This window comes from Streptomyces sp. NPDC107538 (genome assembly GCF_055657445.1).
Genome location: NZ_JBVKAY010000001.1, coordinates 654,500 through 670,285 on the forward strand (window position 1 = coordinate 654,500; position 15,786 = coordinate 670,285).

Annotated in this window: 12 protein-coding genes and 1 pseudogene; 12 read left to right on the plus strand and 1 reads right to left on the minus strand. The window is 71.3% G+C overall.

The window, feature by feature from the left end; all coding sequences use genetic code 11:
* Positions 1–133 precede the first annotated feature (133 nt).
* Positions 134–2,155 carry a beta-galactosidase gene (locus ACZ7MG_RS02830; RefSeq protein WP_471395677.1) on the plus strand — a complete coding sequence of 674 codons (2,022 nt, stop codon included), beginning with the start codon at positions 134–136 and terminating at the stop codon, positions 2,153–2,155.
* Positions 2,156–2,355: 200 nt separating this feature from the next.
* The gene (locus ACZ7MG_RS02835; protein WP_471395678.1) at positions 2,356–3,924 is read left to right on the plus strand and encodes a glycoside hydrolase family 53 protein; all 1,569 of its coding nucleotides are present in this window, start codon (positions 2,356–2,358) and stop codon (positions 3,922–3,924) included.
* 76 nt (positions 3,925–4,000) lie between these two features.
* Here ACZ7MG_RS02835 and ACZ7MG_RS02840 read toward each other — a convergent pair whose 3' ends face one another.
* Positions 4,001–4,825 (minus strand): ATP-grasp domain-containing protein, encoded by an 825-nt coding sequence (locus ACZ7MG_RS02840; RefSeq protein ID WP_471395679.1) that lies wholly within the window; start codon positions 4,823–4,825, stop codon positions 4,001–4,003.
* A 110-nt stretch (positions 4,826–4,935) separates the two neighbouring features.
* Here ACZ7MG_RS02840 and ACZ7MG_RS02845 point away from each other — a divergent pair, with 110 nt between their 5' ends.
* From ACZ7MG_RS02845 to ACZ7MG_RS02890, 10 genes and pseudogenes are all read left to right on the plus strand, one after another.
* Positions 4,936–5,919: an SMP-30/gluconolactonase/LRE family protein gene (locus tag ACZ7MG_RS02845; RefSeq protein ID WP_471395680.1), complete on the plus strand. Its 984-nt coding sequence runs from the start codon at positions 4,936–4,938 to the stop codon at positions 5,917–5,919.
* A gap of 403 nt (positions 5,920–6,322) precedes the next feature.
* A complete protein-coding gene (gene crcB / locus ACZ7MG_RS02850; RefSeq protein WP_471395681.1) occupies positions 6,323–6,886 on the plus strand; it encodes a fluoride efflux transporter CrcB in 564 nt (187 codons plus the stop codon).
* Entirely contained in the window at positions 6,883–7,257 is a 375-nt protein-coding gene (gene crcB / locus ACZ7MG_RS02855; RefSeq protein WP_471395682.1) for a fluoride efflux transporter CrcB, read from the plus strand. The genes crcB (ACZ7MG_RS02850) and crcB (ACZ7MG_RS02855) overlap by 4 nt, the downstream gene beginning before the upstream one ends.
* Positions 7,258–7,331: 74 nt before the next feature.
* Positions 7,332–8,165: an undecaprenyl-diphosphate phosphatase gene (locus ACZ7MG_RS02860; protein WP_471395683.1), complete on the plus strand. Its 834-nt coding sequence runs from the start codon at positions 7,332–7,334 to the stop codon at positions 8,163–8,165.
* Between the two features lie 74 nt (positions 8,166–8,239).
* Entirely contained in the window at positions 8,240–8,971 is a 732-nt protein-coding gene (locus tag ACZ7MG_RS02865) for a FadR/GntR family transcriptional regulator (RefSeq protein ID WP_471395684.1), read from the plus strand.
* Complete coding sequence (locus tag ACZ7MG_RS02870) at positions 8,968–10,413, plus strand: amino acid permease (protein WP_471395685.1); 1,446 nt, start codon at positions 8,968–8,970, stop codon at positions 10,411–10,413. Before ACZ7MG_RS02865 ends, ACZ7MG_RS02870 begins: the two co-directional genes overlap by 4 nt.
* 11 nt (positions 10,414–10,424) lie before the next feature.
* Positions 10,425–11,468, plus strand: coding sequence for an asparaginase (locus ACZ7MG_RS02875; protein WP_471395741.1), 1,044 nt, complete (start codon positions 10,425–10,427; stop codon positions 11,466–11,468).
* Positions 11,469–11,790: 322 nt separating this feature from the next.
* A complete protein-coding gene (aspA, locus tag ACZ7MG_RS02880; protein ID WP_471395686.1) occupies positions 11,791–13,203 on the plus strand; it encodes an aspartate ammonia-lyase in 1,413 nt (470 codons plus the stop codon).
* 137 nt (positions 13,204–13,340) lie between these two features.
* On the plus strand, positions 13,341–14,729 hold the full coding sequence (mptB, locus tag ACZ7MG_RS02885) for a polyprenol phosphomannose-dependent alpha 1,6 mannosyltransferase MptB (RefSeq protein WP_471395742.1): 1,389 nt from the start codon (positions 13,341–13,343) through the stop codon (positions 14,727–14,729).
* Between the two features lie 266 nt (positions 14,730–14,995).
* A pseudogene (locus ACZ7MG_RS02890) lies at positions 14,996–15,583 on the plus strand (glycosyltransferase 87 family protein); the annotation flags it as partial.
* Between the last annotated feature and the right edge of the window lie 203 nt (positions 15,584–15,786).

The window sequence follows — 15,786 nt, forward strand, 5'->3', positions numbered from 1 at the left end:
CGTCTGTGAGCGTTCACAGTAGAGAAACATCCCGGACACTTGTCAATGGTTGTTGCTGTGCGGTTATGTTGGCCCCGCACCGCCGCCGCTGTGTGTGCACGTTCCCAAATGATCGACTCAACGGGAGAGATCCATGCCGGAGACCACCCCCACGGGCCTCACCAGGCTCGCCTTCGGTGGGGACTACAACCCCGAGCAGTGGCCGGAAACCGTCTGGCACGAGGACGTCCGGCTGATGCGCGAGGCCGGCGTCACCATGGTGAGTGTCGGCATCTTCTCCTGGGCCCTGCTGGAGACCTCACGCGGGGAGTACGACTTCGGCTGGCTCGACCGGCTGCTGGACCTGCTGCACGAGAACGGCATCCGCGTCGACCTCGGCACCCCCACCGTCGTCCCGCCCGTCTGGTTCTACCGCGAGCACCCCGAGGCCCTGCCCGTGGCCGCCGACGGCACCCGCTACGAGTTCGGCTCACGCGGCGCCATCTGCCACAGCAACCCCGACTACCGGGCCGCCGCCGCGACCATCACCACCAAGCTCGCCGAGCGCTACGCCGACCACCCCGCACTCGCCCTCTGGCACGTCCACAACGAGTACGGCGTCCCCGTCTCCGCCTGCTACTGCGACTCCTGCGCCGCGCACTTCCGCCGCTGGCTGGAGCGGACGTACGGCGACGTCGCGGCGGTCAACGAGGCCTGGGGCACCGCCTTCTGGGGCCAGCACTACACCGACTTCGCGCAGATCAACCCGCCGCGCACGACCCCCACGGTCGGCAACCCGGGCCAGGCCCTCGACTACAAGCGGTTCGCCGACGCGACCATCCGCGAGAACTTCGTCGCCGAGCGGGACATCCTGCACCGCCTCGCCCCCGGCATCCCGGTCACCACCAACTTCATGACCGCGCTCAGCCAGTGCGACTCCCTCGACTACTGGGCCTGGGGCCGCGAGGTCGACCTCGTCACCAACGACCACTATCTGATCACCGACGGCCGCCGCACCCACGTCAACCTCGCGATGGCCGCCGACCTCACCCGCTCGGTCGGCGCCGGCGCCCCCTGGCTGCTCCTGGAGCACTCCACCTCCGGCGTCAACTGGCAGGCCCGCAACCCCGCCAAGGCCCCCGGCCAGATGGCCCGCAACTCCCTCGTCCATGTGGCGCGCGGCTCCGACGGCGCCATGTTCTTCCAGTGGCGGCAGTCCCGGCGCGGCGCCGAGAAGTTCCACTCGGCGATGCTTCCACAGGCCGGCACCGAGTCGAGGGTCTGGCGCGAGGTCGTCGAACTGGGCGCCTCCCTCGACTCGTTGAGCCAGATCCGCGGCACCCGGACCGTCGCCGACGTGGCCGTCCTGTGGGACTGGCACTCCTGGTGGGCGCAGAACCTCGCCTGGCGCCCCAGCGAGGACCACGAGGCCCGCGAACGCGCCGACGCCTTCTACGAGGCCCTCTACGACCGCCACCTCACGGTCGACTTCGCCCACCCGGAAGCCGACTTGTCGGCCTATCCCCTTGTCGTCGTACCCGCGCTGTACCTCATGACGAAGGCAGCCGGGGACAACCTCAAGGCGTACGTCGAGAACGGCGGCACCCTCGTCGTCTCCTACTTCTCCGGCATCGTCGACGAGCACGACGCCGTCCACGAGGGCCCCTACCCCGGCGCCCTGCGCGACGTACTCGGCCTCACCGTCGAGGAGTTCTCCCCGCTGCTCGGCGGCGAGAGCGTCCGGATCACCGGCCCCGACGGCTCCGAACTCACCGGTGACGTCTGGACGGAGTTCGTGGTGCCGCGCGGCGCCGAGCCCGTGTGGACGTACGCCGACGGACTCGCCGTCGACCGGCCCGCCGTCACCCGGCACCGGCTCGGCGAGGGCTCCGCCTGGTACGTCTCGACCCGCCTCGACGCGCACGGCCTGGACGCGCTGCTCGGCTGGGCCGCCGACGACGCGGGCATCGCGCCCCGCGCCGACCTGCCGCGCGACGTCGAAGTGGTGCGCCGCGCGGGGGAGTCGGGCGACTTCCTCTTCGTGGTCAACCACACCGCGCTCGACGCGAAGGTGCCGCTCGACACGTCCGGCACCGAACTTTTCACCGGTGAACGCGCGGCGGGCCGCCTCGCCGTACCCGCCGGGAGCGTCCGGGTCGTACGTCTCGACGCCTGAGCACCCGGTCACCGGCTCACCCGCTCACCCGGTACGCCGACCAGGCTCCCTCCTTCCCCCCTCCCTCCTCCCCCCGAACACCGGCCGGATCTCTGGGGACATCCGGCCGGTACCGGCGGCGCCGCGCCCACGGCCTTCGGGTGCGGCGCCGCCACAGCACCGCACAACCCCCGCTCCCCACCTTCGTCGAAGGGACGACGATGTTCCACGCGAGACGCGCCCTCAGGGCCCTGCTGATACCGCTGTTCGCAGGCCTGGCGCTCACCACTCTGCCCGCCACGTCGGCCTCGGCCGCCTCCACGCTCACCAACGGGGGCTTCGAGTCCGACGGCACCGGGACCGCGACGCCGGCCGGCTGGTCGACGTACTCGGCGGCCGGGCAGAACTCCGCCTCCTTCACCGAGTCCGGTGGCCACGGCGGCAGTTACCGCCTCACCCACTGGTCGTCCTCCGCCTACAAGGTGGAGACCTACCAGTACCTGTCCGGGCTGACCAACGGGAACTACAAGCTCACCGCGTGGGTGCGCTCCGGCGGCGGCCAGAACTCGGCCTACCTCGCGCTGAAGAACTGCGGCAGCGCCGAGCAGCGCACCGACCTCCCGGTCTCCGCCAGCGGCTGGATCCGGATCGTCACCTCCATCGCGGTGACCAACAACCAGTGCACCATCAGCATCAACTCCGATGCCAACGCGGGCAATTGGATCAACGTCGACGACCTGACCTTCGCGTCCGGCACGACCGGCGTGTCCATCAAGGGCTCCGACGTGTCGTCGCTCATCAAGAGCGAGGCGAAGGGCGGTGTCTACAAGAACAGCTCCGGCACCACCGGTGACGCGCTCGCCATCCTCAAGGGCGCCGGGCAGAACTACGCCCGGGTCAAGGTCTGGGTGAACCCCGCCGACGGCTACAACAACAAGGCCCGGGTGCTCGCCGCCGCCAAGCGCATCAAGGCCCAGGGCATGAAGCTCCTGGTCGACTTCCACTACTCGGACACCTGGGCCGACCCGGGCGCGCAGACCGTGCCGTCCCCGTGGACCGGCCACAGCTACAGCCAGCTGCGGACGGACGTCTACAACCACACCTACGACGTCCTCAACGCCCTCAAGTCCCAGGGCACCACCGCCGACATGGTCCAGGTCGGCAACGAGATCAACGGCGGCATGCTGTGGTCGGCCGGCTCCACCTCCAACTGGTCGCAGCTCGCCGGACTGCTCAACTCCGGCTACGACGCGGTCAAGGCGGTCAACTCCTCCACCCAGGTCGCGCTGCACCTCGCCAAGGGCGGCGATCTGTCCGGCACCCGCTGGTGGTTCGACAGCGCCGTCTCCAACGGTGTGAAGTTCGACGTCATCGGCCTGTCGTACTACGGCTACTGGCACGGCACGCTCGCCGACTTCCAGACCACGCTGGACGACGCGGCCGCCCGCTACGCCAAGCCGGTGTTCGTCGCCGAGACGGCGTACCCGTTCCGGCTGGACAGCGAGGACTCGCACGAGAACATCATCGACCTGAGCAGTGAGCTGGTGTCCGGCTACCCGGCCACCACCGCCGGTCAGACGCGGTGGATGAAGGACATCGCGAGCATCGTCGAGGCCGTCCCCAACGGCCGTGGTCTCGGCATCTTCTACTGGGAGTCGACGTGGACCGCCGTCTCGGGCAACGGCTGGGACCCGACCGACGCGTCCTCCGGCAACGGCTGGGAGAACCAGGCGCTGTTCGGCTACGACGACAGGCTGCTTCCGGCGGCGGCATGGTTCAGCCACCGGTAGTGAGGTTGAGGTGATCCGGGGGCCGCACGTCTAGGCGTGCGGCCCCTCTCGTTTCTCGCTTCTCGTTTCTCGCTGTTCAGCCGCCGAGGAACGCGTGCAGCGAACCGGCCATGGCGGTGACGAAGGTGTCCCGGACGGGCTCGGGGACGCGGTCCAGCGACAGGTACGGGTTGAGGTCCTCCAGTTCGACGAGGAGCAGGTCGCCGTCCTGGGTGCGGCAGGCGTCCACGCGCTGGATGCCGTGGTCGAGGGTGTTCCAGTCGATGAAACGGCGGGCGAAGGCGAGGTCGGCCTCGGACGCCGCGTAGGGCTCCAGGACCCAGCGGCGGTCCGGGTCGGGCGCGTACAGGGCGTACTGGAAGGTGTCGTCGACGTAGCAGAACGACACCTCGTGGCGGAAGTCGACGCGTGGCTGGACGAGGACATCGCCCCAGGTCAGGTCCGCCAGCTCGGGCCCGGTCAGGAAGCGCAGGCCGATGGAGTCCGCGCCGGCCTTCGGCTTGACGGCGTAGGTGGCGGTGTCGGGCAGCCGCCCCAGGTGCTCGGCCCGGTCGACGGTGGGGATGACCGGATACCCGGCTTCGGTGAGGTCCAGCAGATACTGCTTGCCGGTCATGTCGGCGCGGCCGGTCAGCGGGTTGTAGACACGGGTGCCGAGCGCCTTCGCCCGCTCGCGGAAGGCGTCGTACGCCTGCTGGTAGTGCAGGACGGGGCCGCTGTTGCGGACCACGACCGCGTCGAAGCCGTCCATCAGGGCCGTCGCGTCCAGCGGGTGGCACAGGGCGAGGTCGAACTCCGCGCGCAGCCGGGAGGTGAGGAAGACGTCCTCGTCGCCGTAGCGCCGCCCCCGGGCCGGGTAGGCGAGGTCGGTGACGTACAGCAGGCGGGGGCGGGCGGGCACGGCGGTCTCCCTGGTCGGCGGCGGTCCGTGGTGGCCAACCTAACCCGAGGCCACGCGGCCCCTGCCAGGATGGACCGGCGGGGCATCGGGCGGACCACCGGGAGGCGGACATGGCGGGCAACACGGACTCACGGGGTGCCGGACTCGTACCGGAGGCGTACGTCGGGATCGGCGGGCGCGGGCCCGAGGATGTGGTCGCCGACGGGCACGGGCGGGTGCTGACCGGCGTCGAGGACGGCCGCGTCCTGCGGGTGCACGGACTCGCGGAGCCGGGGCGGCGGGCCCGGGTCGAGACGCTCGCCGACACCGGCGGCAGGCCGCTGGGCCTCGAACTCCTCCCGGACGGCGACCTGTTGGTGTGCGACGCCGAGCGGGGGCTGCTGCGGGTCACGACCGGCGACGGGACCGTGCGGGTGCTCGCCGACGAGGTGGGCGGTGAGCGGCTGCGGTTCTGCAGCAATGTCGTGGCCCTCTCCGACGGCACGGTCTACTTCACCGTCTCCAGCCGCCGCTACCCCCTCCACCAGTGGATCGGCGACATCGTCGAACACACCGGCACCGGGCGGCTGTTGCGGCTCGCACCGGGGGAGAGGACGCCCGAAGTCGTCCTGGAGGGGCTCCAGTTCGCCAACGGCCTCGCCCCCTCCGCCGACGAGTCGTACCTCGTGCTCGCGGAGACCGGCCCGCGCCGGCTGACCCGCGTCCACCTCAAGGGACCCGATGCCGGCACGAGCGAGCCCTTCGTCGAGGACCTGCCGGGCACCCCCGACAACATGTGGCGCGACCCCGAGAACGGCCTGATGTGGGTGGCACTGGCGGGCCCACGCATCGGCGCCCTCGACCGCCTGCACCGCGCGAGCCCGGCCGTACGGAGCGCCGCGAGCCGGGTGGCCGTACGGGCCCCCTTCCGCCCCCTCGGCTTCGCCGGTGTCGTCGCCGTCGACGACCAGGGACACATCGCCCACACCCTCATCGACCGCCACTCCCGCTTCCGCATGGTCACCAGCGCCTGCGTGACCGAGGGTCGACTGATCCTGGGCAGCCTGTGGGAGCGGGTGATCGCGGTGTGCGCGCTGCCGGAGAAGAGGGGCTGAGCGGGGGATCGCGGTGCGCGCTGCGGGAGAGGTGGGTTGAGGCGAGGCGGGGCCCCGGCGTGGCGTGCCGTGAGCCGGGGCCGCCCCCGGCCGGACGTGGTGCCCCGCCATGGCAGGGGCTGGCAGCGGCTCCGGCCCCACGGCTGCCTCGCGTGGGCGGGTCCGGCCGCGCCGGTTCACGCGCCGTCCGGCTGCGACGTGGTGCCCCGCCGGATCACGCGCCGTACAGCCGAGTGGGGCGCACACAATGCCCGCGCTACCCTGTTGACCGGCCGCGACCCGCTCGCGGCGCGGTGGTGGGGCCCGCCGTACCCGAACCGCGGCATCGGTGCCGACAACGGTCCCTGCTTGCGACGGAGCACGCCCGGACACCCGGGCCCCGGCGAGTAGGAGTCGTACGCCCATGCCAGCCCCGCACCCTGACGGGCCCGAAGGCCTGCCGCTCCCCGGAAAGTCCCCCGATGGGCCTGAAGATCTGCCGCTCCCCGGAGAATTTCCGGACGCGCCCGTCGCGGATCCGCCCCGCCCCGCCCCCTGGCACGGTCAGGCACCGGTCGTCGTGGTCGTTGCCGTCGGCGGTGCGAGCGGGGCGGTGGCCCGCTACGCCGCCGCGCTGCTGTGGCCCACCGGCGCGACCGGCTTCCCCTGGACCACGTTCGGGGTGAACGTCGTCGGCTGCTTCGTGATCGGCTTCTTCATGGTCGCGATCACGGAGGTGTGGACGGTCCACCGTCTCGTCCGCCCCTTCTTCGGCACCGGCGTCCTCGGCGGCTTCACCACCTTCTCGACCTACGCCGTCGACATCCAGCGCCTGATCGAGGAGGGCCGCCCCGCCACCGCGCTCACCTACCTCGCCGCGACCCTCCTCGCCGCCCTCACGGCGGTCTGGCTCGCGGCGACAGCGGCCCACCGCGTGCTGAGCGCCGGCCCCACCCCAACACGTGAGAAAGGTAAGAGGTCGTCGTGAACTGGGTTCTCGTCATCCTCGGCGGAATGGCCGGCGCACCCCTGCGCTACCTCGCCGACCGCGCGGTGCAGTCCCGCCACGACACGGCCTTCCCCTGGGGCACCTTCGCCGTCAACGTCACCGGGTCCTTCGTCCTCGGCCTCCTCACCGGCGCCGTGACAGCCGGCGCGGCCTCCTCCCACCTGCACCTTCTCCTCGGCACCGGCCTCTGCGGGGCCCTGACCACGTACTCGACGTTCTCCTACGAGACGCTGCGGCTGGCTCAAAGCGGCGCCCGCTTCCACGCCACCGTCAACGCCGTCGCGAGCGTGACGGCGGGGCTGGGCGCGGTCTACGTGGGCCTGGCGGTGGCGCGGGCCCTCTGGTCCTGAGAGCGGCCTTACCCGGCTGTAGTACCACTGCTCCACCGCCCTCGCAGACCTCGCAGAGCACAGAACTGGACCCCATGAGCACCATCAGCGTCGGTCAGGCAGTCGTCCTCGGAGCGGTGGAGGGGGTGACCGAGTTCCTGCCCGTCTCCTCCACCGGGCATCTGAAGATCACCGAGGGTCTCATGGGGATCCAGGTCGAGGACAAGGCCGTCGTCGGGTTCTCGGCGGTCATCCAGGTGGGCGCCATCGCCGCGGTGCTCGTGTACTTCCGCGGCGACATCGCGCGGATCGGGTCCGCCTGGTTCCGGGGCCTGTTCGACGCGGGGCGGCGGCAGGAGCGCGACTACCGGTTCGCGTGGTGGGTGATCGCCGCGACGATCCCGATCGTCGTCGTGGGGCTGGCCGCCCGCTCGCTCATCGAGGGACCGCTCGCCTCGCTGTGGGTGGTGGCCGGTTCGCTCATCGTCGGCAGCGGTGTGATGTGGGTCGCGGAACAGGTCGGCCGACGCAGGCGCGCGGAAGCGGACACCGGGTTCCGGGACGCGATACTCGTCGGCGGTTCGCAGATCCTCGCTCTGTTGTTCCCCGGGTTCTCCCGCTCCGGCGCCACCATGTCCACCGCGCTGCTGCTCGACCTCGACCGGGTCGCCGCCACCCGGCTCTCGTTCTTCCTCGGCATCCCGGCCCTGACCGGCGCCGGGCTCTACGAACTCAAGGACGCCCTCGGCGCGGGCGTGGGCGCGGCCCCGCTCATCGCCGGAACCACCGTCTCGTTCGTGGTCGCGTACGCCTCCGTCGCCTGGCTGCTGAAGTTCGTGACCAGGCACTCCTTCAACGTGTTCATCTCCTATCGGATCGTCGTCGGGGTGCTGCTGTTCGGGCTGCTCGGCGCGGGTGGCCTCAGCTGACCATCCCGTAGATCCCGTAGATCCCTCAGGGGGCCTCTTGACAGCCCCCGCCCGTCACCCGCAGGATCACCCCCGTGAACCTGTCAGACAGCCAGACAGGTGGCTCGGCACCCCGGCGCGTCAGCGCCATGGAAGCGGTGCTCACCCACCTCCGCGACGCCATCGAACGCGGCAAGTACGCCATCGGGGACAAGCTCCCCTCCGAGGCGGAGCTGTGCCGTCAGCTCGAAGTGAGCCGTCCGGTGCTCCGTGAGGCGCTGCGCGCGCTCCAGGTGATGGGCCTGACCCAGTCCCGTACCGGCAAGGGCACCTTCGTGATCGCGAACGCCGTCGAGGACCCCACCTTCGGCGACTTCACGGCCAGCGACCTGCTGGAAGTGCGCCGCCATGTGGAGATCCCGGTCGCCGGGTACGCGGCGGTGCGCCGCACCCCGGAGAACCTTGACCATCTGGCCCATCTCCTGGACCGGATGGAGCGGGAGACCGACACCACCGCCTGGGTCGCGATGGACACGCTCTTCCACCTGGCGGTGGCCGAGGCCGCCCAGAACCCGGTGTTCCGCCGGGTGATCGAGGAGATCCGGGACGCGCTGGCCCGCCAGTCGGCCTTCCTCAACGAACTGGGCGGCCGGCGCGAGCAGTCCAACCGCGAGCACCGGGCCATCGTCGAGGCGCTGATCGACGGTTCCGCGAACGACGCGGTGGAGGCCATGGCCCACCACCTCGACCGCGTCGAGACCACCCTCACCGACATCGTGCGTTCCCCGCGCACGGACAGCACCACGGAAGGCGGACCCGAGGCGTGAGCGAGCAGTCCCTCGAAAAAGACGTCGTACCCGGCGAGAAAGCGGCCCACGTCGACGCCGGAGACGCCGGCTACAGCAAGTCCCTGAAGTCCCGCCACGTCAACATGATCGCCATCGGCGGCGCGATCGGCACCGGCCTCTTCCTCGGCGCCGGCGGCCGTCTCGTCGACGCCGGCCCGTCCCTGTTCATCGCGTACGCGGTCTGCGGCGTCTTCGCCTTCCTCGTCGTCCGCGCCCTCGGCGAACTGGTCCTCTACCGGCCCTCGTCCGGCGCCTTCGTGTCCTACGCCCGGGAGTTCATGGGGGAGAAGGGCGCGTACACGGCCGGCTGGATGTACTTCCTGAACTGGGCCACCACCGGAATCGCCGACATCACCGCGGTCGCCGTCTACACCCACTACTGGGGCATGTTCTCCGACGTCCCGCAGTGGGTGATCGCGCTGGTCGCGCTCGCCGTCGTGCTCTCCGTGAACCTGATCTCGGTGAAGATGTTCGGCGAACTGGAGTTCTGGTTCGCGATCATCAAGGTCGGCGCGCTCGTCCTGTTCATGTGCATCGGCATCTGGCTGCTCGTCACCCAGCAGCCGGTCGACGGCCACACCCCCGGCCTGTCCCTCATCACCGACAACGGCGGCCTCTTCCCCAACGGCATGCTGCCGATGCTGCTCATCATCCAGGGCGTCGTCTTCGCCTACGCCTCCGTCGAACTGGTCGGCGTCGCCGCCGGTGAGACCGAGAACCCCGAGAAGATCATGCCGAAGGCGATCAACTCGATCATGTGGCGCGTGGGCCTGTTCTACGTCGGCTCCGTGATCCTGCTGTCGATGCTGCTGCCCTGGTCCTCGTACAAGGCGGGCGAGAGCCCCTTCGTCACCGTGCTCTCCAACATCGGTGTCCCGGCGGCCGGCGGCATCATGAACCTGGTCGTGCTGACCGCGGCGATGTCCTCGCTCAACTCGGGCCTGTACTCCACCGGCCGCATCCTGCGCTCGATGGCGATGGCCGGCTCCGCCCCGAAGTTCACCGGAGTGATGAGCCGCAGCCAGGTCCCCTACGGCGGCATCCTGCTCACCAGCGGCATCTGCGTCCTCGGCGTCGGCCTCAACTTCGTGGTCCCCGCCTCGGCGTTCGAGATCGTGCTCAACTTCGCCGCCATCGGCATCATCGCCACCTGGGGCATGATCATGATCTGCCATCTGCTGTTCTGGCAGAAGACCGAGCGGGGCGAACTGACCCGCCCCGGCTACCGGCTGCCCGGCTCCCCGTGGACCGAGCTGGTCACCCTGTTCTTCCTGGCCTCGGTCCTGGTCCTGATGTACCTGGACGGCGGCGTCGGCCGCACCACGGTGCTGTGCCTCCCCCTGGTCGTGCTGGCGCTGGTGCTCGGCTGGTTCGGCGTACGCCGCCGGGTCGCCCAGCAGCCGGCCGGAGTGAAGAAGTGATGCAGGCAGTGATGTACGACCCCACGACCACCGGCGCCGCGGCGATCCCAGCGCCTCCGGTGGCCGCGGCCCCCGCGATCCGGGAACCGCTGCACGCCCCCGTCGCCCACCTCGTACGCGGAGGTGTCATCGAGGGCATCCACTACGGCTCCGTCGTGGTGCTGGGGGCCGACGGGGAGGTGGAACTCCAACTCGGCGACATCGAGGCGGCGTTCTACCCCCGGTCGGCGCTCAAGCCGGTCCAGGCCGTGGCGATGCTGCGCGCCGGACTGCCGCTGGACGGCGAACTGCTGTCCCTGGCCGCGGCCAGCCACTCCGGCGAGGAACGCCACCTCGCCGGAGCCCGGCGGATCCTGGAACTGGCCGGGGCCGGCGAGGACGACCTGCGCAACGTCACGGACCTGCCGTACGACCCTGCCGTCCGGGACACCTGGATACGCGAGGGGAGGCAGCCCTCCCGTCTCGCGCAGAACTGCTCCGGCAAGCACGCGGCCATGCTCTACACCTGCAAGCTCAACGGCTGGTCCCTGGACGACTATCTCGACCCGGCCCACCCCCTGCAGCAGGCCATCGCCGAGATCGTCGAGGACCTCACCGGGCAGGGCATCGCCCGGGTGACCGTCGACGGCTGCGGCGCCCCCCTCTTCTCCGTCTCCCTGCACGGCCTGGCCCGCGCCCTCGCCCGGATCACCAACGCCGCCGAGGGCACGCCCGAGCGGACGGTCGCCGACGCGATGCGCGACCACGCCGAGATGGCCTCCGGCGCGGGGCGCGATGTCGCCGAGCTGATGCGGGCCGTGCCGGGGCTGCTCACCAAGGACGGCTTCGAGGGCGTCCAGGTCGCCGCGCTCCCCGACGGGCGGGCCGTCGCCGTGAAGATCGCCGACGGGGCGAACCGGGCGCGGGTGCCGGTCGCTGCGGCGGCGCTTGTGCGGGCGGGGGTCGAGCCCGAGGCTCTCGCCGCGTTCTCGGGTGAGGTGTTGCTCGGGGGTGGGCGGGAGGTCGGTCGGGTCAGCGCGGTGCGGGCGCTGGACCCGATGCCGCGTCTGCCCTGACGGTCGGGTGCGTCGTCGGCTGCGGGCCCGGTGGAGCTCCTCGCGCAGTTCCCCGCGCCCCTGAAAAGCAGGGGCTGCGCCCCGTGCTTTTCAACCCGCAGCCCCGTTGCCTGTTCAAGCCCGCAGCCCCGTTGCCTGTTCAGGCCCGCAGCCCGGTTGTCGTTTCAGGCCCGCAGGGCCGTGGTCTTTCAGGCCCGCAGGGCCTGGTCTTTCAGGGGCGCGGGGAACTGCGCGAGAAGCCCCACGCACCCGCACCCGACAACGCACCCACCCGGCCCGCCACAACCCGTCCCGCACATCACCACGAAAGGCCCACCCCACCATGACTGCCGCAGGCACCCGCAGTGAACACGATCTGCTCGGAGACCGCGACGTCCCCGCCGACGCGTACTGGGGCGTCCACACCCTGCGCGCCACGGAGAACTTCCCCATCACCGGCACCCCGATCTCCGCGTACCCCCACCTCATCGACGCGCTGGCCGCCGTCAAGGAGGCCGCCGCCCGCGCCAACGAGGAGCTGGGCCTGCTCGCCCCGGAGAAGGCCGCCGCGATCATCGAGGCCTGCCGGGAGATCCGCGACGGTAAACTGCACGACCACTTCGTGGTCGACGTGATCCAGGGCGGCGCCGGCACCTCCACCAACATGAACGCCAACGAGGTGATCGCGAACCGGGCGTTGGAGCTGCTGGGCCACGCCAAGGGCCAGTACGAGCACCTGCACCCCAACGAGGACGTCAACCTCGGCCAGTCCACCAACGACGTCTACCCGACCGCCGTGAAGATCGCCACGGTCTTCGCCGTGCACGGACTGCTCAAGGCGATGGCCGTGCTGCAGGACTCCTTCGCCCGCAAGGCCGTCGAGTTCCGCGAGGTGCTCAAGATGGGCCGCACCCAGCTCCAGGACGCCGTCCCCATGACGCTCGGCCAGGAGTTCTCCGCGTACGCCGTCATGATCGACGAGGACCGCAGCCGCCTCGACGAGGCCGTGGAGCTGATCCACGAGATCAACCTCGGCGCCACCGCCATCGGCACCGGCCTCAACGCCCCCGCCGGATACGCCGAGTCGGCCCGCCGCCACCTCGCGGAGATCACCGGGCTGCCGCTGGTGACGGCGGCCAACCTGGTCGAGGCGACCCAGGACTGCGGCGCGTTCGTGCAGATGTCCGGCGTCCTCAAGCGGATCGCCGTCAAGCTGTCCAAGAGCTGCAACGACCTGCGGCTCCTCTCCTCCGGCCCCCGCGCGGGCCTGAACGAGATCAACCTGCCGCCGGTGCAGGCGGGTTCCTCGATCATGCCGGGCAAGGTGAACCCGGTGATCCCCGAGGTCGTCAACCAGGTCGCCTTCGAGGTCATCGGCAACGACGTCACCATCACCATGGCCGCCGAGGCCGGACAGCTCCAGCTCAACGCCTTCGAGCCGATCATCCTGCACTCCCTGTCGGAGTCGATCACCCATCTGCGCGCCGCCTGTCTGACGCTGGCCGAGCGCTGCGTGGACGGCATCACCGCCAACACCGAGGCGCTGCGCGCGAGCGTGGAGAACTCCATCGGCCTCGTCACCGCCCTCAACCCGCACATCGGCTACAGGGCGGCCACCGACATCGCCAAGGAAGCCCTCGCCACCGGCCGGGGCGTCGCCGAACTCGTCCAGGAGAAGGGCCTGTTGCCCGCCGAACGCCTCCGCGAACTGCTCCGGCCCGAGGTCCTTGCGGGCAACGGCGCACCCCTCGCCTGACCTCCGGGGACCCCACGTGACCCCGCCGCCCCGATCGGACAGCGGGGTTCGCTCATGGTCACGTCCTGGTACCCGCGCGGAGGGCGGTACGTCGCCTTCCCGCCACCCGGCGTTGACACGCTGCCCGAGTGTTGGCCATCGCTTTCCCCGTCGACCTACGCCGCTGCCAGGCGCTCGGCCTGGCCGGATCCGCTTTTCTCGCCCTGGGAGGTGAAACCGCCGGTGCCCTGCCGGTCCGGGAACTGCTGTCGCCGACCTCGGGGCGCGGTGCGCTGGGTCTGGTCGGTGTCTACTTCGGCGTCGTCCTGCTGATAGCCGCCTGGGCGCTGCTGGGGAAGGTGATACGCGGCCCGGAGCCCCCGACGCCCCGCGCCCTGCTCCTGGTGCTGGCCGTCTGGGCGGCACCGCTGCTGCTCGCGCCCCCGCTGTTCAGCCGGGACGTCTACAGCTACCTCGCCCAGGGCGCCATGGTCGACGCGCACATGGACGTCTACCTGCACGGCCCCGCCCGGCTCGGCGGCCCGCTCGCCGACGAGGTCGCCCCGATGTGGCGGCACACGGCAACCCCGTACGGCCCGGTCTTCCTCGCCATGGCCTCCGGGCTGTCCGGTCTGACGGAGGGCCGGATACCGGCGGGGCTCATCGGAATGCGGCTGATCGCGCTGCTCGGCGTGGCCCTGATGGCCGTGGCGCTGCCCCGGCTCGCCCGGCACACCGGAGCCGACCCGGCCGTCGCCCTCTGGCTCGGCGCCCTCAACCCGCTGGTGCTGCTGCACCTGGTGGCCGGGGCCCACAACGACGCGATGATGCTGGGCCTGCTGGGCGTCGGGCTGGTGCTCGCCCGGGGCCGCCGGTACCTCCTCGGCGTCGTCCTGGTCACCCTCGCCGCCCTGGTCAAGGCACCGGCCGCGCTGGGCCTGCTGGCGGTGGTCGTGATGCGCGGCCGTACCGGATGGATCCGCACGACCGCGGCCGTCCTGGCCGTCGCGGCGGCCACCACGGCCGCCGTCACCGCCCTGACCGGCACGGGATACGGCTGGATCGCGGCCCTGCGCACCCCCGTCTCCCCGCAGAACTGGTCGCCCACCAGCGTCCTCGGCCGCGCCACCGGCACGCTCCTGCACGACCTCGGCAGCGACCTGGCCCCCCTCGCCCTCCCTGCCTGGCGCGCGGCCGGACTCCTGCTGACCGGCGCCGTCGTCCTGTACATATGGCTCCGGCTGAGACCCGGCCCGGTGTACGCGCTCGGCCTCAGCCTGGCCGTCGTGGCCGCGCTGGGCCCCGCGATCCGCCCCTGGTACGCCCTGTGGGGCCTGTTCCTCATCGCCGCCGCCGCCCGGAACACCTCCGTACAGCACCGGGTCGCCGCCGCCAGCGGGGTGCTCGCGCTGGCCGTCCTGCCGAGCGGCTACCCGGCGGACACCGAGCAGATCGTCCTCGCGGTGTGCGGGGGCGTGCTCGCGGTGGTCGTGCTGTGGCAGGCCGAACAGGCCTCCCGGGCGCCGGTTCTGGAGAGGACGGCATGAGCGAACCGCGTCCGAGGTGGTTCCGGCCGCGCACCGACCGCGCCCGTGTCCTTCTCGTCCTCGCCCTGGCCGTCGCCGTCACCGTGTTCACGGCGACCGTCCCGCTGCTGCGCGACTGGTTCGACCTGCGCGTCTACCACGGCACGATCGACACCTGGGTCCATCACGACGGCCGTATCTACGACTATCTGGTCCCCGGCACGACCTACGGCTTCACCTACCCGCCGTTCGCGGCCGTCTCCATGCTGCCGATGGCACTGGTCGGGATGCGCACCGCCATCGTGCTCTGCCTGGCGCTCAACCTGGCGGCACTCGCGGCCGTCCTGCACGTCCTGGCCGGACCGCTGCTGCGCCGCCACGGCTGGTTCGGGGTCTGTCTCGCCCTCTGCGCGCTCGCCCTGTTCGAACCGCTGCGGGACACCTTCAGCTTCGGCCAGGTGAACCTGCTGCTGCTGGCCCTGGTGCTCGCCGACGCCCGGCTGCTGGCCACCGGACGGGGCCGCTGGGCGGGGGTGGGCATCGGCCTCGCGGCGGCGATCAAACTGACGCCCGCGATCTTCATCGGGATGCTGCTGCTCGCCCGCCGTTGGCGGGCCGCCGGGCTCGCGACGGCCGTCGCGGTGGCCGCCACCGCAGTGGCGGCCTGGATCGCCCCGGCCGCCTCCCGCTTCTACTGGACCGAGGCGCTGTGGGACACCAGCCGCATCGGCCGCCTCGACTACGTCTCCAACCAGTCACTGCAAGGCGTCCTCGCCCGACTCGTGGCACCGCATGAACCGAGCCGCGCCGTCTGGGCGTTGCTCGTCCTGGCCGTGCTGTGCGTCTGGGTGTGGCGGGTCCGTACGGCGGTGCGGGCCGAGGACTGGGCGGTGGCGTTCGCCCTCACCGGGCTGACCGCGTGTCTGGTCAGCCCGATCACCTGGGTGCACCATCTGGTCTGGCTACTGCCGTCCTTCGCCGTCCTGCTCCGGCACCGCCGACTGCTGCCGCTCGCGGCGGCGCTGTACGTCCTGCTGTGCAGCAGCGTCGTCTGGCTGTGGTTCGACGACGCGTCCGG